Below are 22194 nucleotides of genomic sequence, written 5' to 3'. Positions count from 1 at the left end.
GGAGTCTGTTCATGTCAAAACAAGTTCAAGATGCTTATATTTGCACAGCAATTAGAACACCTGTAGGCAAAGCGCCACGTGGAGTCTTTAAATTGACAAGACCTGACGACCTACTTGCCCACTGTCTAAAAGGTTTGTTACTTAAAAATCCAGAAATGGATCCCGCAGAAATTGGTGATGTCATTGTTGGTTGTGCAATGCCTGAAGCTGAGCAAGGTATGAACGTAGCACGCATATCGTTATTACTTGCAAAGTATCCGCACCAAGTTCCCGGGATGACAATCAACAGATTTTGTTCTTCCGGTATTCAAGCTGTAGCAATGGCCGCAGATCGAATTCGGATGGGTGAGGCTGATTTAATGGTTGCAGCAGGCACAGAGAGTATGAGCCTTATTCCAATGATGGGTCATAAAGTAGTAATGAATCCTGCAATTTTTAAAGATGAAAATATTGGGATTGCTTTTGGTATGGGGATGACTGCAGAAAAAGTAGCAGATAAATGGAAAGTTTCGCGCGAAGATCAAGACGCTTTTGCATATGAAAGTCACCGTCGTGCCGTAGAAGCTATTAAAAAAGGTGAATTTAATGATGAAATATTACCTTATACGACAACTGAAGCTCTCCCTGGTAGGATAGGAGAAATTTTAACAAACAATAAAGTTATTACAACAGACGAAGGCCCAAGAGCTGATACGACAATGGAAGCTCTTGCAAAATTGAGACCTGTATTTGCTGCTAGAGGCAGTGTTACAGCTGGAAATAGTTCACAAATGAGTGATGGAGCAGGGGCTGTTTTACTGGCTAGTGAACGGGCAATCAAAAAATATCATCTCCAACCTATGGCAAGATTTGTTTCCTTTGCTGTTGCAGGAGTTCCTCCAGAAATTATGGGTATTGGTCCAAAAGAAGCACTACCCAAAGCACTTAAACAAGCTGGACTAAAACAAAGTAACATAGACTGGATTGAATTAAACGAGGCTTTTGCAGCACAAAGCCTCGCTGTCATTAGAGACTTAGAACTTGATCCCAAAATAGTAAATCCATTAGGAGGGGCAATTGCTTTAGGGCATCCATTGGGTGCTACAGGAGCTATTCGTACCGCAACAATTCTTCATGGCATGCGCAGGCATAAAAAGAAATACGGCGTAGTCACAATGTGTATTGGAACAGGGATGGGTGCGGCTGGAATTTTAGAAATGGTATAAAATTTTCCCTTTTCACAAGAACACTTCAGTAAAAAAAGAAACTATCTTCTTCTTTTCAGGAAAAAGGTAGTTTTTTTTCATTTCCTAATTCAATAAAATTTTAGCCAATCAGTCAATTAATTCATTTACATATTATTCTTCATCTTTTTGTAATCAAATTGGCATGAATGTTGCTTCGCAAAAAATGGCAGAACTTTTTGCTAAAAAGAAGGAGACATTATGCTTTGTCATCTAAGTAAATATATAAAAAAATACTTTCTATTCAGCTTTCTTATTCCTTCTTCCTCAGCTTTAGCTAGTGACTTTTACATGGCCTGTTACTATTATGACACAAATAGAGGTGAAAATAGTAATAATCCTAGTTTAATGCGTCCAAGCACAGCAATACCAGGAGCAGCTAGCAATTATTTTTGGGCGACCAACGTAACAAATAATGAATATGTAAAATTGCAAGGAAGGATTATAGATGGTTTCTTTTATGCTGAAGACAAAAGTTATGAAGAAGCTAAAGCAGAATGCTTAAATGCAATTAATAAAGGAACTTTTTTCTGGCGCTCAAAAAAGAGTTACAAACTTTATGACATTAAAGCTAGTATTTCTAATTATAATGCTTATGAATATCCAATCCGTTTTTTGAAAGATGATAATTCGAAAGGAAAGATAAAACAAATTGTATTATTCGGTGATAGCCTTTCAGATACTGGCAATTTAAAGAGATGGATGAAAGTTATGCCAGCTTATCCTTTTTGGTATGGCAGATTTTCTGATGGTTTTATATGGAATGATTATTTAAAAAGAATAGCTCACTTACCTATTTTAAATTTTGCTTTTGGTGGTGCTAAAACAGAAGGTAACAATAATTTTTATGTCAAAGACTTTTTAGATTATCTCCGCGCAGCAGGAAGAAATATAGTCACTGGCAGTTCAAGAGATTATGTTAATAACTACGTAAATAATTATTTAACTAATGATTCATATGCTAATAAATCTTTTAAGATTACAAATCCAGATGAAACATTATTTATTGTTTGGGTAGGGGCAAATGACTATATTTCAAAATTTGAACAAACTGTTTATTCCGAAGACTTTTTTAAATATCCTGATGGCATAAATGGTTCAAGAACTATTTCTGAAAGAGCGGTTAATAATATCAGAGATCAAATAAGTACACTGATTTCAAGAGGAGCAAAAAACTTTCTTGTTATGAATTTACCCGATTTTGGAAAAACACCAATCACTCTTAATGTAAAATATGATCCTTCTTTAGATGATGTGAATGATAAAAGAGAATTTTCACAAAATATTTCTGAAGTAATTAAGTATTATAACGCTTATTTAGCTACTTCATTAAATAATTTAAGGATAAGCACTAATGGAGATGTAAATATTAATTTACTTGATTTCTATACTGACTTTAATTTATTGCTAGAAGGAAAAAATATTTATACTCAAGAAAATTTTGATTATGGATTTACAAATCTGGATTCAAAATATGAAATTCCAAATGAACCAGGAAAATATATTCAAGACTATTGTTACAAAGGCAGTTACCTTGATGCAGCAAAAAATGCGTTAAAAACAAATCATGACGCATATCTAAGTGGATTAAATAAGTCCTGTAAAAATAGCGAAAAAGAAGTAAATCAATTCGCTATCTTTTGGAATTCTCCGCACCCAACAAGTTATGCCCATTGCTGGATATCGTTCCTAGTATTAAATAAACTTGAAGACTTACAATTATTGCCAAATTATGAGTTTTCAGATTTATCCGCAGTAAAAAATTATTGTCAAAAGCAAATTAATCTTTAAAATGCATTCTCTCTAATATTTTAGAGAGAATTTTTTTCTCAAAATTAAATTCTATTCAAAAAAATTCCTACCAAATTTGAATGCAAGAAAGTCACCTTATGCTAAAAATTGAAATCAAAAATCTAGAAAAAAAAGAACTAAATGGATTAATTCCTCTTTGTCATATTTTAGGATTTGAAGGCACTCTCAAAAATTTAGAATCCCGCTTTTTTGATTTGATAAATTTTCCAGCACATCAAGTAAGAATTGCTAGAGATTTAAAAAGTTCTACTTTAATTGGATTCATTCATTTTTTTGAAGCGCCCTCCCTACTCACCTGTAAAACTATTGAAATAGGAGGACTGGCTGTATTACCAGAATTTAGAAGGCAAGGAACAGCAACAAAATTAATGCTTGAAGTTGAAAAATGGGCCAAGAATAAAAACTGTGCTTCGATACAATTAGCAACCCAAATTATGCGCAAAGAATCCATCCAATTCTATGAAGAACTTGGCTTTTTGAAAGAATTTCAAACCTATTTTATGCGAAAAAATCTTTCTCTAGATTAAACAAAAAAGCTCTATTATTAAAATAGAGCTTTTCATTTCCAAAGAAGTCCGCTAATAGCTTTAAGCCAGTTGCAACCTTATTTAGGTTTTCCAGGTAAGGCTGGTTCTGGATTTGGTACTGTTGGCAATTTAGGTTCTGTTGTAGGAACACTTGGAAGAGTAACAGGTACGCTCGGATTATTAGCGGGTAAGCCCCCAATAGGTTCTTGCTTAACTCCTTCAGTTACAGGAGCAGAAAGCGATTTTTCCAATTGGTTTTTGAGCTCATATTTATCATGAGTCTTTTTCCAAGATAAAGATATTGCTAATACAAAAAATAGAACTCCACAAATCCATGTTGCCCTAACGATAAGTTTGACACCACCTGTTGCACCAAAAAAGCCGGTTGTGTTACCTCCTCCAAAGGCTCCACCTAAACCGCCTTCATTTCCTTGCTGAAGAGCAATAATCAGGATAATTAAAACTAAGGCATCTATGATTAAAAGAGTTGTCAGAAGAGTTGAAATCATCTTAGTATCCTCAGTATAGAAAAGGCTGTATGCCTTACTCTCAAGAAGGATAGGTATTGCACAGCAATAAAGATTTCTCAAGTTCGTTTCACAAAGTGGGTTTATTAAATGACACGCATGACCAAGAAAAAAGAAGTTTCCGAAGCTAAAGCAGAGAAAAGCACAAAAACAAAAGCTGCCACATCGAAAGCTAGTAAAGCCTCTGGAAAAGCGGAATCCTCTGCTGTAAAAACTAAAAAAACAGAGAATCCAAAAGCTGTTAAGCAAGAAAAAACAGTGAAAAAGCCCGCTGCACCAAAAGTTGCGGAAAAAACTGCTGCAAAAAAAGAAAAAGCAGCTCCCAAAAAAGTAGAAAAAGTAACTAAAGTAGAGACCTCTCGCCCGGTAAAACCAACACCTGCAAAAAAAGAGTCTCCTAATGTAACAAAAAGTAAGGTAGCAAAAGAAGTGGTGTATCAACCACAGGAAACCTTATTCCCTGAGCTCGCAATCGCAATCAGTGAAAAAGAAATTTTGCCTACTGAACCTAAAAAACAAGTTAGCGAACAGCACTTTCCTGTCATTGCTACAGAGCAAAAAATTGAAATTTTACAAGCAAGTAAGGAGCCCGCTCCAGCCTATTTTATTCCAGAAGTTTCTGAGCAAAATAAAAAAGTAATTAGGTATGAAAACATTATTGCGAATGACTTCATTATAGAAGCTCTAAAAAAAGCTGGCTTTAAGGAACCAAACGAAACCTTACAAAAAGCTCTAGCTGCTTCTTTAAGAGGCTCAGATGTTTTAATTATAAAACCAAAATTAAAAGAAAGTTTTTTAATTGGTGCAGTGACAAGTGCATCTAAAATTTTAGCAGAAAGCCTCCCAAAAGGAAATATTCAAGCACCTTCAGTACTGTTCCTCAGCAATTCGGATAACAAGTGTGAAGAAATTTTTTCCTTAAGCAAACCTCTTTTAAAGAATTTGGGAATTTCTATTGTTAAAGCGAACGAATCTGAAAATGAATTATCTAATACAGAACCTATAGATATTTTACTTGCAACTCCTAAATCAGTGCAAAAACTAATTCAAAATAAGACTTTGAAATTAAAGCAAGTTGGACTTTGTTTATGTTTTGATTCCCAAGGATTTACCCAAGAAGAAGCCTTTTTAGATTTAGAAAAAGTCCTTGGAGAAATGCCTGCTGAACGCACTCAGAAAATAATAATTGCCAATGAAAACGCACCAAATGTGCGTGAATTAGCATTTAAATTTATGGAAGAGCCAGAATTTGTAAATACGTTACCATCACAAGTTAAGGAAAGAAATCCTAAACAATTTGCACATAGCTTACAAGCAGTCCAAAAGTTCCAAGTTTTATTAGGGCATTTAAAAACTCATAAACCTAATTGTACCGCTATATTTGCGAACACAAAAACAGTCGCAGAATGGATTGCATTCAAACTGCATGGTAACGGAATAAAAGTTGAGCTTGTTACAAGTCCATTAAACCTATCCAAACGAAAAAACCTAGTAAAGGCAATTCATTCTGGTGAAGTTAATGCCATTGTTACGACAGATGTGTTGTCAAAAAATTTAGGTGTAAAAGAGCTAAATTGTATTTATAATTTTGACTTGCCTAATACACCAGAGCAATTTATGGAACGACTTTCACGTATAGAAGGTACTAAAAATCCTATTGCTGTTTCGTTTATTTGTGAAGACTATGGTTTTAATATCAAGGCTATTGAAAATTCTTTAGGCTTTAAATTACATATTGCGACACCTGATAAAAATTATTTTAATTTAAAGGACACTTCAGAATATCCTCTTGAAGCTAGCGGTAAAGTAAAAAGAATTGGCGTTTCCTACGAGCCAGAAATTGTTGCTACTCCTGTGGAAGAAAGCATGCCAAGCGAATCTTTCCGCACTGCCCTCAAAAAAGAAGAAACTGTTCCAACAGAATCTTTTCAAAAGGTTGGCAGAAAAATTCATTTGGAAAGCATTGCGCAAAAGGAATCCGCAGCTGCATCAGCTTCGGTTTCATCTTCCACTTCAGCATCACAAACCAAACTTTATCCGCGGCCTGAAAGCGAACAAAGAGATGAAGCTAAAACTCAAGGATTTCAACAAAAGCCGTTTGATGCAAACAGAAAAAGTAACTATCAACAGGCAAGTAAACAAACGGATAGCAGCTTGAATCGCCAAGCAGATAAATTTGCAAGAAGGGACGAAAGAGCAAAAGAGGCTATCGATGCAGCACGGATGGCAGCAAAAGCAGCTTCTGATAAGCGCAAAGATCGTGGAACGCAAAAGGCAACAAATCCACCAAAACGCCCAAGCCTCATGAATATCATGGTTTCTTTGGTACAAGATGCTGTTCAATCAGCAGCTGTTGCAGCTAAAGAATCCGTTGCCCAAAATATTCAAGAAAATCTTCCTACTTTATCAAATGTTTTAGACAGGTTTAATATATTAAAAAAACCTCTTAAACCAGGTGATGAAGACAAAAAGAACCCGCAATAAATTCTTTTGAAAGCTCAATTTTATAATTTCATTTTTATATAATTGAGCTTCTTTTTTTATCCAAATAAATTCAATAAATAATTATTCTACTAAATATGTTAAATATTTAATGCAAAAAATATAGTTCTTGAAATTTAGAAAAAATTTATTTACTGTAAAAAAAATTAGAAAAAGGAAAAAATATGCGCATCAAAAAAGTTTTTGCCAAATTTATTATATTTATATTTTTGTTTTCAATATTTCCAAGTTTACATGCTAAAAAATTATATCTAAATAGAAAAAATAATATTGTGATAGAAGACACATCTAAACCTTTTAATAGCTATACTTGGCTTGTAGCACATAATGCATATTCAAATGATAATATCTTTTCTAATCAATATGGACTACCAGTAACTGAACTTTTAAAATATGGTGCTAGAGGGCTTATGTTAGATTTATATGACTATGATAATAGTATTTATTTGTGTCATAAAAGTTGTTACTTTAGTAATTATGGTAAATTTTTTGAAACAATGAGTTACTCTGTCCTCCCATTTTTACGCAATAACCCAAGAGAAGTTGTTACTATTTTTTTAGAGGATCATAGTAGCAGAGAAATGCTAGAACAAGAACTAGCAAAAATTCAAGGATTAGAAGAGTTTTTATTTAATCCAAGCATTTGGGCAGAATACAAACAATGGCCTAGTTTGGAAGAAATGATTCAAAAAAATCAAAGATTGATTATTATTACTGATAACAAAAAAAACTCTGGCTACTACGAAATAAATGGAAAAGAAATCCATTTAGTTTTTGGCCCTGATTTAACTGTAGAAAATTACTGGAGCTTAGGAGATACCTATCTTTCACACAACTATACGTGTGTCAGTCGTTGGCCAGAAATACCTTTAAGTACCAAAAAAAGCAGTTACTTTTATAATCAATGGGACAGACTGGTTGTCATTAACCAATTTCATGGAATTCCATTTTATCCCCATTCATTAACTGATAACAAATTTAAAGCTCTGTTTACTCGTGAACAAAAAAATTGTCATCCGGAAACAGAACGAATGCCAAACTACGTAGCAGTTGACAACGTAACTAGCGGTGATGCAAAGGAATATGTTCAATGGTTAAATTCAGGGGGGATTCTTTTTTATAAGGATATAATATTTGATACCGACAATTTTATTTGTGGTTTCGCTATTATTGAATCAGGAAGCAGTGATTTAAGTAAGTTTCGCTGTGATCAAGCTATTCGTGCTATAAAAATCAACCGTTTAAAAGAAGGCACAATTATTAGAATCTATGACAAAAGCTACAAATTCTTAAATTTTGAATATGTTGAACTTACGATGAAAAAAGATATGTTAGATGCTGAAGAGTTCAAAATTGATTTAGAAAATTATAACTTTGAAAATTCATATTATAAATATATCTACTATGGGAAAAAATTAGATAAAAAGACATTTCAAAAAATTGAATTTATTGTGCCTTAGATATTATAGTATTATAAGAGTCTAAACACTAATATTTATTCCACTCAAATATTTATCTAAAAAAAGTGAATACGAAATGGAAATATCTAAAAAATAGATATTTATTTTTTCTGTTAAAAGAATAAATTATTAATATTACTAGATAATAATTTACCAAAAAATTATTTACACATATTATAGATAAATACATCTATTATTATTATAAATAAAAATCTTATAAAAAAATTAAGCATTTTTTTAATTAAAAATAATTTGAAATTTTCTTTTATTTTATTTATTACGTTATTAAATTTGAATCAATTTCGATTCAACACACTATAAAATTATAATTAAAAGATAATTTTAAAAATTATTGGGGTGGGTTTTGCGGATAGAGTAAACAGCTTACAGATACCAACTGAATATAACTATTGAATATAGAAAATATTTTTTTTCTGTAGAAGGTTTTTGATGCTTAAAGTACATAATAAAATAATATTATCCATTTTGCCTTTACTTATAACGAGCTGCCAAAGCATTAGTGAATCTTTGTTTGGAAAAACATTGGTAATACAAATGCGTATCAAAACTGAGTCAAATAAAAATACTGCCTTCGAAAATGATATCGTTGCTAGCACTTCGCCTGAATTAAGTAAAAAAATAGAACAAGCTACAAATAAAGAATGGTTTGATGAAGGTAACAACGAGTTTCAAGAATTAAAAAAATCACAATATGTAAAAGTTTATAAAACCTATATCATTCCGACTGAAGCAAGAAAATCTGTAACGGTAAATATTCCAAAAGAATGTAAAACAATTTACATTTTTAATCGTTATAATTCACAGATAAATGCTTTTCCTATCAAAGTAAGTCCAAATAAAAACATAAAACTTATTTTTGAAAAACTAAGAATTGATTTTAAAGAAATAGATCCAAACAAAAACGAACTAGAAGCAAAAGTAAAGGATGAAGATCATGTTTAGGAAAGTAAAATATTTTTTGCTTCTTGTACTCTTTCAGAACACAGCTAGCGCAATTGAGCTTGAAACTCACGAGATTGAAACATCTTATCCTGCTGAAATTAGGCAGAATGTAATTAGTACTAATTCTTATCAAGATTTTAATAAAAATGTTGGTTTTTATTTGGATCAAGGGTTTTATGCTTCTCAATTTGGAAACAAATATATTCCACTTTTATCAACACAATTTGGCATTATTTTAAACAACTCTCTTTCAATTTTTTCTGGATTACAGTATTCAGTTCTAAAAAGTTCTGTCGAAATGGAAATTGATAGCGAAATTCATACCGTTGAACTTAGTAAATATAGTTCATTTAATGCAGGTTTTGGTTATTCATTTTTTGGTGAATATTACATCCATCCAAAATTGAGGCTCTCATTTGGACGTTCTTATTATGAAGTAGAAAACGAAGATTTTAAATACATTAATAACTACGATTATTTTAGTCCAGCAATTTCAGCCGAAGTAAATTTATGGAAATTTGTAACATTAGAAGCAGGAATTCAATACAGACATATTTTTAAATCGGAACAAAAAGTTTCTAATAACAATTTTGAGTTTATGTTCCATATTTTAATTGGAAGTTTTTAAGGATAGTTTATGCTCAACGAAAAAATAACATTTGAAAATATTCCAAGACAAATTCTTTGGGATGAAGGAATGATTATACATCCTACTATGCTATATTATGAATTTCATAGATTAGAAATTACTAATGCAAAAAGGTTTATGAGTAAAAATAGTAATAGCTATGGAATCAAAAAATTAGATATAGATAATTCAAAAATAATAAATGATGTTTATAAAATTAATGATATTGAATGCATTTTTCCAGACGGTACAATTTATAAAAAAAATAAATCGAAAGAATTATCTATAAAAATTGAGCATAAAGATAGTTCTAATGATGAACTATACATTTTCATAGCAATTTCAGAATATTCATCAAAAAATTTTAGCATTGATAATGAAGACTCTCGATATTGCACATCTTTACAACAAAGTATCATTGAAAATAATACAAACGAAATACATTTTCACACTATAGAAGAAAATGTATTTCTTTACATAAATTCATATCCTCCAGTAAATTGCTCATATATTCCTTTATTCAAATTTAAATGCCTTGAAGGAAATATAGAAAAGCAAAATTTTATTCCACCTTCCCTAACTGTTTATTCTGATAGTAAACTTGAGCAAACTGCAATTACAATAATTGAATTTATGAAGAAAAAATTTGAAATAATAAAACAAGATATAGAGTTTATTAAAAATTCAGAGAATATATTAAGTTTTATTGAAAAAAATAATTTAATATCAAATTTAAAGCAAGCAATAAATAATTTGCAAACATTTTTGTCTATAAAGTCATGTACTCCTGAACTCTTTTACAATGAATGTGCATTAGCTCTTTCATTAATTTCCAACTATAATATTTTAAATATTAATTTATCCGAATATAATCACTTAAATTTAAATTTCATTTTTGAAAATATAGTTTCTAAAATTGAACATATCTTAAATCAAGAAATTTCTGAAAAATATAGAACATATCGCTTTAATAAAAAAGACAATATATTTTATATTAATTTAAATTATACTTTACCAGAAACGCTTAAAATTTCAGTTAAAAAACCTGTAGCTATTAAAGAAGAAGAAATTCTTGAATGGGTTAGAACTGCATTAATCTGCGAAAAAGCGGACATGGATTTTAATATTGAAAAAAGAAGTGTTGGTTTTGATAGAACTCAAGATTTATTAAATCCTGAAATTGTTGTTAAAAACGATTTCTTACTATTTACAATTAATATTAGTAACGTGGAACATAAAAATGATAACGTGATTATTATTAAACAAAATAATAATAATCTAAACAAATTTGAACCAGATGAAATTTATCTATATCAAGAGAAAGTAACATGATACATTCAAATTTAGTAATAAATGACATTTATGTTGATTTAAATAGATTTATTGATCAATCAATATCTAAATTAAATGATATCATTTACGATTCATTAAATTCAGATTTATATAATTCAATAGATTGCGAAGACAAAATTAGAAATTTAAAGAATGAGCTTTTAAATTATTTCAAATTAAATTTAAAAGATCTAAAACAAAATAGAAGATCAACAGATGTAAAAATTGTTGATGAAATTTTATTTGCACTTATTTGCTTTTTTGATGAAATTTTTATTTCTCTAAATTGGAACGGTAGGCAATACTGGCGATTAGATTCTATGGAAAAAGCTTTATTTGCGTCGCAGGCTGGTGGTGACATAATATTTAACTCCATTGAGAAAATTATATCTGAAAAAAATTCTAAAGATGCAGAGTTAGCAAAAATTTATTACACCTTGCTAAAACTTGGATTTAAAGGAAAATATAGAGAATTAGATTTCACTGAAAAATATGAAGAATTAACTGAAAAATTAAGCCAAATTTATAATGAATCGCTAAATATAAAAACTGATTTTGATAAACCTTCATATTATAATTTCAAAAACAAATATGAAGATTTTATTAAAAAAGAAAATATTTATTTAATTATTAAATACATATTTTATGCTACTATTATTGCCTTTTTAATCGGTGAAATTTATTGGCTTTTAATGTTTAAACTTAATTAATTATGGTAATTTAAATTATGCTAAAAATTGTTATAATATTTTTATCTTTATATGGTATTTTTCTTTTGACAAGGAAAATTATTTTCTTCAAAAAAAGAGAATATAAATTACTGAAAAAGCCATCTATAAAAAATTATTTTATTGATTATTACTATTTCTATTCATTCAAAAAAGAGTTAAAATATAAAAAATACTTTCTCATGCTTGATGATGAATATAAAAGAGTTATTTCAAAACTAAATCCTGAAGTATATAAAATTACTGATTTCCCAGAGGAATCATTATTTTCAGCTGTTACAATAAATAATACTGCTTATATTCTTTTAAATACAAAAAAAATCGGGCAAGATAGAAGCCCTGAAATGCAAAGTATAAAAAGACGTTTTATTCGTCTATTTAAAAGAATAAGAAGGCAAAATGACTTTTATCTTTTTAAAGGTGTTTTATCTTTTAAAAATGAAAAAATAGAGCAAAATTCGCAAAATAAATCTAACCCCGACGACTTAAATTCATTAGTGTATAGAGATTACTTTATAATTTCTGAATTAAATGGAATTTTTAAAGCACAAATTCCTTACTATTCCTTTTTAGAATTAAATATTAAAGGCGATTATTCAGAAATATTAGGTGATTTTAAAATTAAAGACAATACTAAAATTATCGGATTTTGCGAATATCCCTTTCAATTTGCACCAGATCAATCTATCTCACAAAAAACAGAGCAATTTATTGAAAACTACAATAATCTATTAGAGCATAAAAAATTTAATGTAGTTCAACAAAATATTCCTGCTAATGAAATAAGAAAATACATAGGAATAGTATCTTCACTAAAAAATGGAGTTACAGCTTGTTACAAACAATATAACAAAGAAATTGATAAGCAACTAGAAAAATACAATATTAATCTTTGCTCTGCAGGAATGTTTTTTTATCATATGGAAAACCATTCTTATATAAATATTGAACACATCATAAAAGAAATTTCTGAAGGTCAATTTGAAAATATTAAATTAAATCAGTTTCGCTATCAAAAATACCAAAATATAATTATTGCGGGAGGCTGTCTTGCAACTTGTAGTACTCTTGCTTTAGGAGTTGGCTTAACCGATTCATTATTAAGCTTTCACAAAGAATTTAAAAAAATTAATTTCATAAATAATAAAATTAAGGACTATAATAATCAATCCGACTTGTCTAAAAATTCTAAAATTACAAATATATCTTGTGAAATTATTAATGATGCTTTTCATCTTAGCAAAATGGATAGCCACTATACATTTATTATCCCATCATGGAGTAAAAATTCTTCTTCAACTATTCAAGAACAATACTCATCACATTTTTCAACATTTTTTAATAAAAACTTAATTCAAAGCTTTAATAAATATGTGAATGATACTGTCACTGTTACTGCGGGAGACGACTTGTCACAGTTTTCTAATCATGAACATGCTTACAGCTATGCTTCTGATACAGTCACTCGCATGAACAAAATTAACAATATTTATAGCAAAATTAATTCAAAGGATTCGGATACTTTTAGTGATGCTATAAATCAAATTTTACAAGTAATTTATGGCAGCGATAGTAACTTATCGCAATGTAATTTTGATTTTAAACAAAATACAAAGTTAGCAACCTTGCAAACAAAAAATTTCAAGCTCGATCTAGAAATGAATCAAGATACATTTCAAAAGAAATCGAAGGATAAGTTTGATAAAGTCTTGGAAGTCTTAGTTACTTCTCAGTTCAATAAAAAGAAACTTGATGGACATGCATTCTCATTAAATAAAATGTTTAGCCAAGCATTTAGAATTGAACAGCCAAACTTTAATAACTATACAAATGAAGAAAAATTTAAATTTATCAAGAATATTTCTAACGATTATTTAGCTTTAAAAGAATTTGCGAGCATTACTTCGCAAACCACAAAATCAGTTGATGAATTTATAAATAATAACAATTATCATATATTGTATAATACACTAATTAATGCTTCAATTTTATCTAAAAAAGACATAGATTTTTACAAGAAAAGAATTGAGGATATTTTTAAAGATTTTAAAGATATCATGCTAACTTACCAAATAAAAGAATTTGAGCAAAAATTATTTCTTATAGAATCTGATAAATCCGTTGTTATCCATAAAGATATTGACTTTTACTTTTCTCACTTAAGTAAAATTATTACTGACTACAGTATGCTAAATTCTGGTTCAGAAAAATCTCTCGAAGCACTTAATGATATTCAGTTCTTTAACGTTGAATTTTTACAAACAGTTTTAAACAATACTATTAATTTGGATAATATTATTAAATCTTTTAAAGATAAAAAATATACTCCTAATTTACAGAATAAAATTGAAAATACTTTGAAATTTATCGTTGAATTGCACTTACTAAATAATAAAAATAAGCTTTTTTCATCAACTTATCGTTCAAATGTCTCTTCTATGGATACTAGTCAAGAAGATAGTGTGAAGAACTTGGTTGAGTCTTATCAAGTCATTAAGCAAATGAATTCCTTTATTGTGAAGTACCAATTGTCTCAAATTGCACAAACAATTTTTCCTTTTGTATATTCTAAAATTAACTACAATTTCCAATCTTTAAAAGGAAAATTAATTGCTTCTGGCCTTTATGCTGGTACCACTTCGAATTTTACTTGGTGGAATGGAGAAATACCTGCGGCACAGCGATATTTTGGGGTTACAACTGAAGCAGAATTATCAGAATACTTACAAAAGCAAAAAGGAACTGTCTTAAAACTTTATAATGACCAAGTTCAGCCCTTAATGACCATTCATGAAGAAATGAACTTAACTTTTAAAGACTCTAGTGAAGTTGAAGGACGTGATTTTTGGAAACGGATTAAACTAGATCTTATAGAAAAAGCTGAAGTTGGATCTATTTCAGCTCTAAATGATTTTATTTTAAATGTAATTAATAAAACATTTACCGAAGGATGTTATAAATACTTAAAGACAAATAATTTAATTAAGTACAAAGAAGAAGATTACTTTGATACTTTACGATACAATATAGCAAACAAGTTTGCCAATCGTTGTCAGCAACTCTATTATGAAAAAAGTGTTGTTGAATATAATTCTATAGCTAAAATGTTTAATCAAAAACTTGCTACAAAGTTTCCATTTGTTGAAGAAAATAAAATTTCGCAAATGGGTCAATATGCCTTGTTTGAAGATGTAAATATATTTTTACAAAGTTATCTAATTTTTGCGAAAAATTATTTAGGATTTTTAAAAGAATATTATCCTTCATTTTTGAAAAAAGAGATTAAAGATTACTTGCAAAAAACAAATAAATTTTATTTATTTATGAACTCAGGTCGTGATGCAGATGGTAAAATTAAATTTCCAATTGAATTTTACTTTCGGAATGAAAGGCAAAACGAAGTCAATGCTCATAAAGTTTTAAATTGGCGCTTGGAATGTGGGACAGATAAATTTGGTTCAAACCATGGAACACCTGAAGAAGCAAGATTTAAATGGGCTTTTGGTGAGGCATGTAAACTTTCATTTAAAGTTTCTAAATCAAAAACCAATCGGGTTTCCAATGACGACATTCAAAATTTAATTGCAGATGAAAATAATCCATGGGGAATGATTGCAATAATCATGCGCTACCGTGACTGCAAAGATGGTTGTACAAATGTAAATAAATTAAAAATGAGTTTGATAAACGCCGATGGTGAAAATGCAATTCAATTTTATTTTAATTATAAAATGTTCAAAAATAATAACCTTAATGAACAAATTAATGTACCAAAATTTCCTGTATATGCACCAGAAATTAAAGAGCACTCAAACAAATTGTTAACAGATGAAAACACAGACATTCCAGATATTTAATTTTAAATAAAGTTTTCGGAGGACTGAATATGTAAGTCTTAAAATCAGCAATATTATGAATTGTTTCATGGAAGTAAACAACACAAGGAGAACATCATGTCATCACCACTCAGCATTCAGCATAAGTTAACTAAAGTTAGACCTCCTAGAGTACAAATTACCTATGATCTTCATGCAGAAGGCGGCTTAAAACCAAAAGAAATTCCATTTGTAATTGGAGTTATGGGAAATTTTTCAGGTCACAAAAATAAAAAACCACAAAAAATTAAACAAACTCAATTTTTAACTTTGGAAAAAGAAAATTTTAATGCAATTATGCAAAAAATTGCTCCACAATTAAATATCAAAGTTGAAAATACTATAGAAAAAAATGGTTCTTCTCTTGCGGTTGACTTGAAAATGGAAAGTATGGCTGATTTTACTCCTGGGCAAATTGCTGAAAATCACCCAACTCTTTCTAAACTATTAGAAGTAAGAAAAAAGTTAATCGACTTACAATCCAAAGTAGATAGCAACGAATCCCTAGAAGTTATTTTAAAGAAACTTATGAGTAATCGTGATGCACTTAAAAAACTTGCTGCACCTGGGGAAAAAATTTCAACCTCTGCTTCTTCCGAAGAAGCTGCAAAAGACTAAAGAAAAGGAATTCTTACGATGAGCGCTCAACTAAAATATCAAAATGTTATGGAAGCAGATTTATCTTTCTTAGATATGAAAGATTTCGATATCAGCGAAAAAATTCTTGAAGTAACACACAGCGATGTAGATGAACAACAAAAAGAAAATTTTAAGCAAATGCTTTCTGTTTTTGCTGATGAAGTTGTTCATGAAAAATTAAATACAAAAAATGATTTTAATAAAATGATCAATGAGCGTATTGCTGAAATTGATGAATTATTAACTGAACAAATTAACAAAATTATTCACAATGAAGAATTTCAAAAGCTTGAAGCAAGCTGGCGTGGATTAGAAATGTTAATTAATAATTTAGAGCCTGATGATAAATTAAAAATTAGAGTTCTAGATGCAACTAAAGAAGATGTTTTATTAGACCACCGTACTGCTCCAGATTGGGATCAAAGTGGTTTATTTAAACAAGTTTATGAAAGTGAATATGGCACGTTTGGTGGTGAACCATTTGGTCTTTTAGTTGGTGACTATTACTGCTCACGTAGCCAATCCGATTTAGAATTTTTACGTGCTGTTTCTTTAGTAGCCTCAGCTGCTCACGTTCCATTTATTTCAGCGGCAGGTTCTAAACTTTTTGACATGGATTCTTTTACAGATCTCAGTAAGCCAAAAAGCTTGGAAAGAATGTTTAATTCTGTTGATTTTGCAAACTGGAATACATTCCGCTCAAAAGAAGAATCAAAATATGTGTGCTTAACTATGCCAAGCGTTATTATGCGGAATGAGTATTCTGACGATGGTATTCCAGTAAAAGAATTTAAATTTGTTGAAGATTTAAATGAAAAAGACCATGAGAAATTTCTCTGGGGAAATGCAGCATATTTTCTTGCTGATAGAATTGGTCAATCTTACCGTCAATTCGGTTGGTTTCAAAATATCCGCGGTGTAGAAAATGGTGGTATTATTGATGGCCTACCAATTTATTTATTCACCGATGATGAAGGTAACAGAGTACAAAAAATTCCAGTTGAAGTTACTATTACTGACCGTCGTGAAAAAGAATTAGATGATCTTGGTTTCTTAAGTCTTGTTTACAAACGTGGAACTGACCAAGCTGTATTTTTTGGAGCTAAAACTGTTCATAAACTTAAAGAATATGACAATGATTTAGCAAATGCGAATGCTTCGCTAACAATCCAAATGCCTTACATCATGGCTATTTCTCGTTTTGCCCATTATTTAAAGAGCATTATGCGTGATAAAATTGGTAGTTTTGCGACTGCCGAAAGTGTTGCTGCTTATTTAAATAATTGGATTTCCCGTTACGTTATTTTATCTGATACAGCTTCTGATTGGGTTAAAAGCGCATTTCCTCTTCGTGAAGCTCGTATTGACGTGACAACCGTTCCTGGTAAGCCTGGTACTTACAGCGCAGTAATGTATTTAAGGCCACACTTCTATTTAAACGAATTAACAATTTCAATGCGTTTAGTTAGTGAGCTACCAGCAGGTAAATAACTTTTTTCAACTTTATCTAACAACCATAAGGAGACATTTATATGTCAGATATGTTAACTCCAGCAGCTGGTGGAGCTGCTCCAAAATCTCAAACTAAACTAGCTGTTTCTTTTTTTGGATATGATCCGAAAAATGCAGCGCATCCAAAATTACCTGCTTACTTATTGATTCAAGACATTAAAGGCGAATTTATGCCTGAATCAATAATTAATACTAGTTTAAAAGAAAGGACATTCAAAAATTACCCAATAAATGTGGAAATTACTTTATCTTCTCCAGAAGCTGCAGAAATAGATGATATCTATTCACAATTGGAGCAATCTAAATTGAAGTCTGCAAAAATTCTTGAGTACGTAGAAGATCAAGATCGTTCTCCACTTTACGTAAAACATGGTGCTTACTTAGATATCCATGTAAAACTTGCTCTACCAGTTGTTGCTGCTGATGGGAAGAAAACTTTAACTATCACAATAACTGATGCAACTGGTTATGTTGGAGTTAAATACGCAGCTAAAAACCAAGTTCAAGGAAATCCAGTAATTCTTGACCCACAATTAATTACTTATGAAGATCTTAAGAATATCAAGGTTTCTCTTGATACTTATAAAGATTTTGCACTCAAAGCGTAATTAATAAAGGAGTTAACTTATGATGCGTTTGGTAGAAGAAAATCATTCTTTCAAAGATATTGTATTTTCTGTAAAAAATAATATTGATTATATTCTTAATACTAGAAATACTTTATCCGTCGACGAATTTATTTCTCTATCTCGGCACGAAGTTAACTCTTCAAACTTTGGTTTACCAAATATCAATCGCCTAACATTAGCAAATGAAAATGACAAAGAAAATTTATGTCTTTGTATTCAAAAAGCGCTCAATTATTTTGAACCACGGTTTCGAAATTTAGAAGTAAAATTTCAAAACTATTTACGTTACAAAAGAGTTGCACAAATTAGTGTAAGTGGAAGTATTGATGCACAAAATACAACAATTAATTTATTTTTACATGTTTCTGTATGGAAATTTAACTGCGAGTAAAATATATGTTTGATATTAATATTGAGAATTTTTTTAAACCAATTGATTCTAATTCCATTTGCGGAATTGACATGAGCTCGTCCGATAAATTTTTAGAAGTACGTGACTTGCGAATTGAATTACAACAAAATGAAGTTAATCAAACAAAAGACGAATGGTCATATAAAAGAAAATCAGCGACCTATCAAACTCTTGCTGATATGTGTGAAAATATTTTAAAAAGTGTTTCCAAAGATCTCATTGTAAATACATTTTACATTGAGGCACTTTTTAAAACAGATTCCCTATATGGGGTAGCTCATGGTTTAAAAGTATATCAAGGATTATGCGAACAATATTGGAATGAATTGTATCCAACTCTTGATCCCGATTTTTTAGAATTAAGAGCAAAACCATTTAAGTTACTGCAAAACTGTTTATTTCGATCCTTATCTAGTTTTATCATAGCGGAAGATAATGATACTAAAATAACACTGCATCAATTTTTTGAAGAATCAAACTCAGTAAAATTAGCACAATTAAGTCAGAAAACAGAAACTAGTTTAAGTAAACAAAAAGCTGAATATTTAGCAAAAAATGTAGAAACAATTGAAAACATAGTTGAAAGTCTTGATAAAATTTGTGAATATTCTAATGTATTAAATGATGATGAAATAGACTTACTTGCTTGTGAAAAAGTATTAAAAAAAGCTTTAAAACTTTATCAAAGTGCTTATGACAAATTAGCGACAGCTAAACTTGCGGAAGACAGCTCAACTTCAAGCCAACAAGCTGCTCTACCTTTAACTATAGAAACTACAAAAGAAGATCCTGCTTTAAACATTATTAAACAAGTTAACAAAGAAAATTCCGCCAGTGAAGCTACGCTCGTTCATAACGAAGCAGTTATATCTTTTCAAGCTGGACAAATTCAATTTAAAACTCAAGCCGATGCTTATCTTGCCATTGAAAAAGCCGTTCATTTTTTACTTGAGCAAGATCCTCAAGCTTTAGTACCTAATTTAATTCAAAAGCAATTAAATTATCGTACCCAAAGTATTGCAGATGTCCTTTATGAACTAAATGAAATTAGTGCCGGTAAACATTCTTTGATAAAGTTTTTTGAATAATTTTAATAAGTTACTTTATCTTTTTTTAATTATTATGACTTATTAAATTAAATTGGATCTTGCATGAACAAAAATCAAAAAAAATTATCAGATTTATTGCACTTTTTTGATATAAATATAAATTCTATTTCAAAAACACATCCAGGTTTATTTCCTGCATTTAGATCAGAAGATGAAATAATCAATGATCCAGAAACAGATCGTTTTCGAGAATGTGTAGGATATATGCTTTCACAAGCAGAAACAAATTTTACTGATAGATTTACTGATAGAAAAAATAACAGCCTTAGTACATACATTGAAGAATGGTTTGAGCCATTAACATCGTCCCTTATTCTTCAAGCAAATATCAATAAAGATAATATTTATAGTTTAAATCTAATTCCAGAGAAAAGTAATTTTTATTTCAACAATAAAGGGAAGAATCCTAATATCTTTAATAATCCAATCCCTATAGAAATTTTACCAATTGAAATATATGAATCTACTTTTGAATTACTCAACAATAAAAATAACATTCATATAAAAATAAAAATACTTCAAGACTTAAAAGAGTTGCCAAAAATATCCTTATATTTCGAAAGTTATAAAATTTCATCTTTTTACAAAGTCTTAGATGAAATACTGATCACAAAAGACGATGTCATTTTTAAATGTAAAAGTAATAAAATCCCTCTTAATAGAAAAGTTTTAAACTATTCATTTAAAACTAAATTTGATTTATCAATCTTTAAAAATAGCAATTTATCATACTACTTATTTCAATTTGCAAATTACATAAATAACTATACTTTTATAGATTTTAATACTTCAGACTTAAAAATATCATTTAAAGAAGGCGATGAAATTGAATTAATTATTCCTATAAATGAGTCTTCAAAAGAATTAACAAAAGTAAAAAATTTTGTTCATGCAAATTGTTTTGCAGTTAAAAACACTACAGAGAAACAAGGTGACCCGTTTAAGCTAAAAAAAGGGACTAAAGGTTTTTATACTCTAGATAGAGCCTCTAAAAAAAACCTTATAAATTTTAGTCACCTAGAATTTTTTAATAAGGAACACAAAAATATAGATTTAAAGATAAATGATGACTACGAAATAATAAAAAAATATATTACCTTTGAAAAAAAACTTGATATCATCTATTACTTAAAAATAAAAAATGAACTTCCTGAAGATCTTATATTAGTCCCATATTTTAAGACTTCAAACTTAACAGAATCTCATTTTATACAACTAAACTCTAATTTTTTCATAAAAAATAATAAGCGCTTAGTTTTTTCAAATATCACAACCCCAACAAAAACAACCTTCTTTTTTGAGTTTTTTAATGATGAAGTTTTCTATAAAAATCTTTTTAAACTTAACAACGCTTTAATTTCAAGCAATTTTTCAATAATTAATTTTTTAAATATATTAAGTAAATTTTCAGAAATATCAATAAATTATAAAGGAATTATTCCTAAAATAATGGAACAATTTCACATACAGAATGAAATGAACTCATTAAAGTATAATTTTGTTGTCAATAAAACAATGCTTTTAAATGAATACAGTGTAGATATTTTTGTAGATAAGCAAAAATTTAAATTTGGCGGAATTACATTACTTTTCCAATTTATAAATGAACTGACTAATAAAATATCTGGTATTGGTTTTAAAATAAATTTAAATATTCACTGGTGATATATGTACAATATTATTAAAGAATTTGAAAGAATGCTAAGTCATTCTATTATGTATTACCCTGACCCAAATAAAAATATTGCTGCTAGCTTCAAAGTTGTTTTTCCAGAAATTTATTATGATAAATTCAAAGATTTAAATGATAGACAAAAAGAAATTATTTCTAAATTTGTAATAATATATTTAAAAAATCTATCTGATTTAGAAAAATATAATAACTCTCTTTTAGACAACGAATTTCTTAATTTTGATAAAGATAAAACAAAACTACTAAATAAGCAACATATAAGTTATTATTTCATCGAATATTTCAAAAAATATATTAATCCGTACGAAGATATAAAATTTGATGATAGAGTTCCATTTTTAATTAATATAAAAAACAATAAAATAAACAGAACATCTTCTAGTACTTTTATCTCTAAAAAACATACTATTTATGGAATTAGTTGCAATGTATACATTAAAATACATTCAAAATACATAAACGCTATTGAATTATTAATAAAGAAACACAAAATTTGTTGTGGTTTAATAAAATCAGAAAAAAATATTTTTCTATTCTATGTAATAACAGTATTTGATAATGAAATAACTAAAATTTCAAATATGGAAAAAGAAGATATTAATAAATATTTCGGAGAGTAAGCA

Annotated in this window: 18 protein-coding genes; 17 read left to right on the top strand and 1 reads right to left on the bottom strand. The window is 29.1% G+C overall.

The features are described from left to right. Window positions 1–11 precede the first annotated feature (11 nt). The 3 genes from GOY08_RS00710 (at window position 12) to GOY08_RS00700 (ending at window position 3562) form a co-directional block, all read left to right on the top strand. Window positions 12–1205: an acetyl-CoA C-acyltransferase gene (locus tag GOY08_RS00710; RefSeq protein WP_158996647.1), complete on the top strand. Its 1194-nt coding sequence runs from the start codon at window positions 12–14 to the stop codon at window positions 1203–1205. Window positions 1206–1424: 219 nt separating this feature from the next. Then, window positions 1425–3014 (top strand): SGNH/GDSL hydrolase family protein, encoded by a 1590-nt coding sequence (locus tag GOY08_RS00705; RefSeq protein WP_158996646.1) that lies wholly within the window; start codon window positions 1425–1427, stop codon window positions 3012–3014. Between the two features lie 98 nt (window positions 3015–3112). Next, a complete protein-coding gene (locus tag GOY08_RS00700) occupies window positions 3113–3562 on the top strand; it encodes a GNAT family N-acetyltransferase (protein ID WP_158996645.1) in 450 nt (149 codons plus the stop codon). A 77-nt stretch (window positions 3563–3639) separates the two neighbouring features. Here GOY08_RS00700 and secG read toward each other — a convergent pair whose 3' ends face one another. Then, window positions 3640–4071: a preprotein translocase subunit SecG gene (gene secG / locus GOY08_RS00695; RefSeq protein WP_158996644.1), complete on the bottom strand. Its 432-nt coding sequence runs from the start codon at window positions 4069–4071 to the stop codon at window positions 3640–3642. A 108-nt stretch (window positions 4072–4179) separates the two neighbouring features. Here secG and GOY08_RS00690 point away from each other — a divergent pair, with 108 nt between their 5' ends. The 14 genes from GOY08_RS00690 (at window position 4180) to GOY08_RS00625 (ending at window position 22191) form a co-directional block, all read left to right on the top strand. Then, window positions 4180–6573, top strand: coding sequence for a helicase-related protein (locus GOY08_RS00690; RefSeq protein ID WP_158996643.1), 2394 nt, complete (start codon window positions 4180–4182; stop codon window positions 6571–6573). A gap of 182 nt (window positions 6574–6755) precedes the next feature. Further along, window positions 6756–8051 (top strand): PI-PLC domain-containing protein, encoded by a 1296-nt coding sequence (locus GOY08_RS00685; protein WP_158996642.1) that lies wholly within the window; start codon window positions 6756–6758, stop codon window positions 8049–8051. Window positions 8052–8501: 450 nt separating this feature from the next. After that, window positions 8502–9014 (top strand): hypothetical protein, encoded by a 513-nt coding sequence (locus GOY08_RS00680; RefSeq protein ID WP_158996641.1) that lies wholly within the window; start codon window positions 8502–8504, stop codon window positions 9012–9014. Continuing rightward, window positions 9007–9642 (top strand): hypothetical protein, encoded by a 636-nt coding sequence (locus tag GOY08_RS00675; protein ID WP_158996640.1) that lies wholly within the window; start codon window positions 9007–9009, stop codon window positions 9640–9642. The genes GOY08_RS00680 and GOY08_RS00675 overlap by 8 nt, the downstream gene beginning before the upstream one ends. A 9-nt stretch (window positions 9643–9651) precedes the next feature. Then, entirely contained in the window at window positions 9652–10974 is a 1323-nt protein-coding gene (gene tssK / locus GOY08_RS00670; RefSeq protein WP_158996639.1) for a type VI secretion system baseplate subunit TssK, read from the top strand. Next, window positions 10971–11684, top strand: coding sequence for a DotU family type IV/VI secretion system protein (locus GOY08_RS00665; RefSeq protein WP_158996638.1), 714 nt, complete (start codon window positions 10971–10973; stop codon window positions 11682–11684). The genes tssK and GOY08_RS00665 overlap by 4 nt, the downstream gene beginning before the upstream one ends. A gap of 17 nt (window positions 11685–11701) precedes the next feature. After that, window positions 11702–15559, top strand: a complete 3858-nt coding sequence (locus tag GOY08_RS00660; protein WP_158996637.1) for a hypothetical protein — start codon at window positions 11702–11704, stop codon at window positions 15557–15559. Between the two features lie 96 nt (window positions 15560–15655). Beyond that, complete coding sequence (tssB, locus tag GOY08_RS00655) at window positions 15656–16195, top strand: type VI secretion system contractile sheath small subunit (RefSeq protein ID WP_158996636.1); 540 nt, start codon at window positions 15656–15658, stop codon at window positions 16193–16195. 18 nt (window positions 16196–16213) lie between these two features. After that, complete coding sequence (gene tssC, locus GOY08_RS00650; protein ID WP_158996635.1) at window positions 16214–17707, top strand: type VI secretion system contractile sheath large subunit; 1494 nt, start codon at window positions 16214–16216, stop codon at window positions 17705–17707. A 41-nt stretch (window positions 17708–17748) separates the two neighbouring features. After that, window positions 17749–18336 carry a hypothetical protein gene (locus GOY08_RS00645; protein WP_158996634.1) on the top strand — a complete coding sequence of 196 codons (588 nt, stop codon included), beginning with the start codon at window positions 17749–17751 and terminating at the stop codon, window positions 18334–18336. Window positions 18337–18355: 19 nt separating this feature from the next. After that, window positions 18356–18748, top strand: a complete 393-nt coding sequence (gene tssE / locus GOY08_RS00640; protein ID WP_158996633.1) for a type VI secretion system baseplate subunit TssE — start codon at window positions 18356–18358, stop codon at window positions 18746–18748. A 5-nt stretch (window positions 18749–18753) separates the two neighbouring features. Beyond that, on the top strand, window positions 18754–19857 hold the full coding sequence (locus GOY08_RS00635) for a type VI secretion system protein TssA (protein WP_268892484.1): 1104 nt from the start codon (window positions 18754–18756) through the stop codon (window positions 19855–19857). Window positions 19858–19920: 63 nt separating this feature from the next. Continuing rightward, entirely contained in the window at window positions 19921–21543 is a 1623-nt protein-coding gene (locus GOY08_RS00630; RefSeq protein WP_158996631.1) for a hypothetical protein, read from the top strand. A gap of 3 nt (window positions 21544–21546) precedes the next feature. Next, window positions 21547–22191, top strand: a complete 645-nt coding sequence (locus GOY08_RS00625; protein ID WP_158996630.1) for a hypothetical protein — start codon at window positions 21547–21549, stop codon at window positions 22189–22191. Window positions 22192–22194 lie beyond the last annotated feature (3 nt).

It is taken from the genome of Pigmentibacter ruber, from assembly GCF_009792895.1.
Classification (GTDB): Bacteria; Bdellovibrionota_B; Oligoflexia; order Silvanigrellales; family Silvanigrellaceae; genus Silvanigrella; species Silvanigrella rubra.
The sequence above is the reverse complement of the archived record's forward strand: the minus strand, read 5'-3'. Positions and strand labels throughout refer to the sequence as shown.

Bases quoted from the DNA above. Each gene is read 5' to 3' on its own strand.
- GOY08_RS00710 (WP_158996647.1), top strand. From the start codon at position 12: ATGTCAAAACAAGTTCAAGATGCTTATATTTGCACAGCAATTAGAACA.
- GOY08_RS00705 (WP_158996646.1), top strand. From the start codon at position 1,425: ATGCTTTGTCATCTAAGTAAATATATAAAAAAATACTTTCTATTCAGC.
- GOY08_RS00700 (WP_158996645.1), top strand. From the start codon at position 3,113: ATGCTAAAAATTGAAATCAAAAATCTAGAAAAAAAAGAACTAAATGGA.
- secG (WP_158996644.1), bottom strand. From the start codon at position 4,071: ATGATTTCAACTCTTCTGACAACTCTTTTAATCATAGATGCCTTAGTT.
- GOY08_RS00690 (WP_158996643.1), top strand. From the start codon at position 4,180: ATGACACGCATGACCAAGAAAAAAGAAGTTTCCGAAGCTAAAGCAGAG.
- GOY08_RS00685 (WP_158996642.1), top strand. From the start codon at position 6,756: ATGCGCATCAAAAAAGTTTTTGCCAAATTTATTATATTTATATTTTTG.
- GOY08_RS00680 (WP_158996641.1), top strand. From the start codon at position 8,502: ATGCTTAAAGTACATAATAAAATAATATTATCCATTTTGCCTTTACTT.
- GOY08_RS00675 (WP_158996640.1), top strand. From the start codon at position 9,007: ATGTTTAGGAAAGTAAAATATTTTTTGCTTCTTGTACTCTTTCAGAAC.
- tssK (WP_158996639.1), top strand. From the start codon at position 9,652: ATGCTCAACGAAAAAATAACATTTGAAAATATTCCAAGACAAATTCTT.
- GOY08_RS00665 (WP_158996638.1), top strand. From the start codon at position 10,971: ATGATACATTCAAATTTAGTAATAAATGACATTTATGTTGATTTAAAT.
- GOY08_RS00660 (WP_158996637.1), top strand. From the start codon at position 11,702: ATGCTAAAAATTGTTATAATATTTTTATCTTTATATGGTATTTTTCTT.
- tssB (WP_158996636.1), top strand. From the start codon at position 15,656: ATGTCATCACCACTCAGCATTCAGCATAAGTTAACTAAAGTTAGACCT.
- tssC (WP_158996635.1), top strand. From the start codon at position 16,214: ATGAGCGCTCAACTAAAATATCAAAATGTTATGGAAGCAGATTTATCT.
- GOY08_RS00645 (WP_158996634.1), top strand. From the start codon at position 17,749: ATGTCAGATATGTTAACTCCAGCAGCTGGTGGAGCTGCTCCAAAATCT.
- tssE (WP_158996633.1), top strand. From the start codon at position 18,356: ATGATGCGTTTGGTAGAAGAAAATCATTCTTTCAAAGATATTGTATTT.
- GOY08_RS00635 (WP_268892484.1), top strand. From the start codon at position 18,754: ATGTTTGATATTAATATTGAGAATTTTTTTAAACCAATTGATTCTAAT.
- GOY08_RS00630 (WP_158996631.1), top strand. From the start codon at position 19,921: ATGAACAAAAATCAAAAAAAATTATCAGATTTATTGCACTTTTTTGAT.
- GOY08_RS00625 (WP_158996630.1), top strand. From the start codon at position 21,547: ATGTACAATATTATTAAAGAATTTGAAAGAATGCTAAGTCATTCTATT.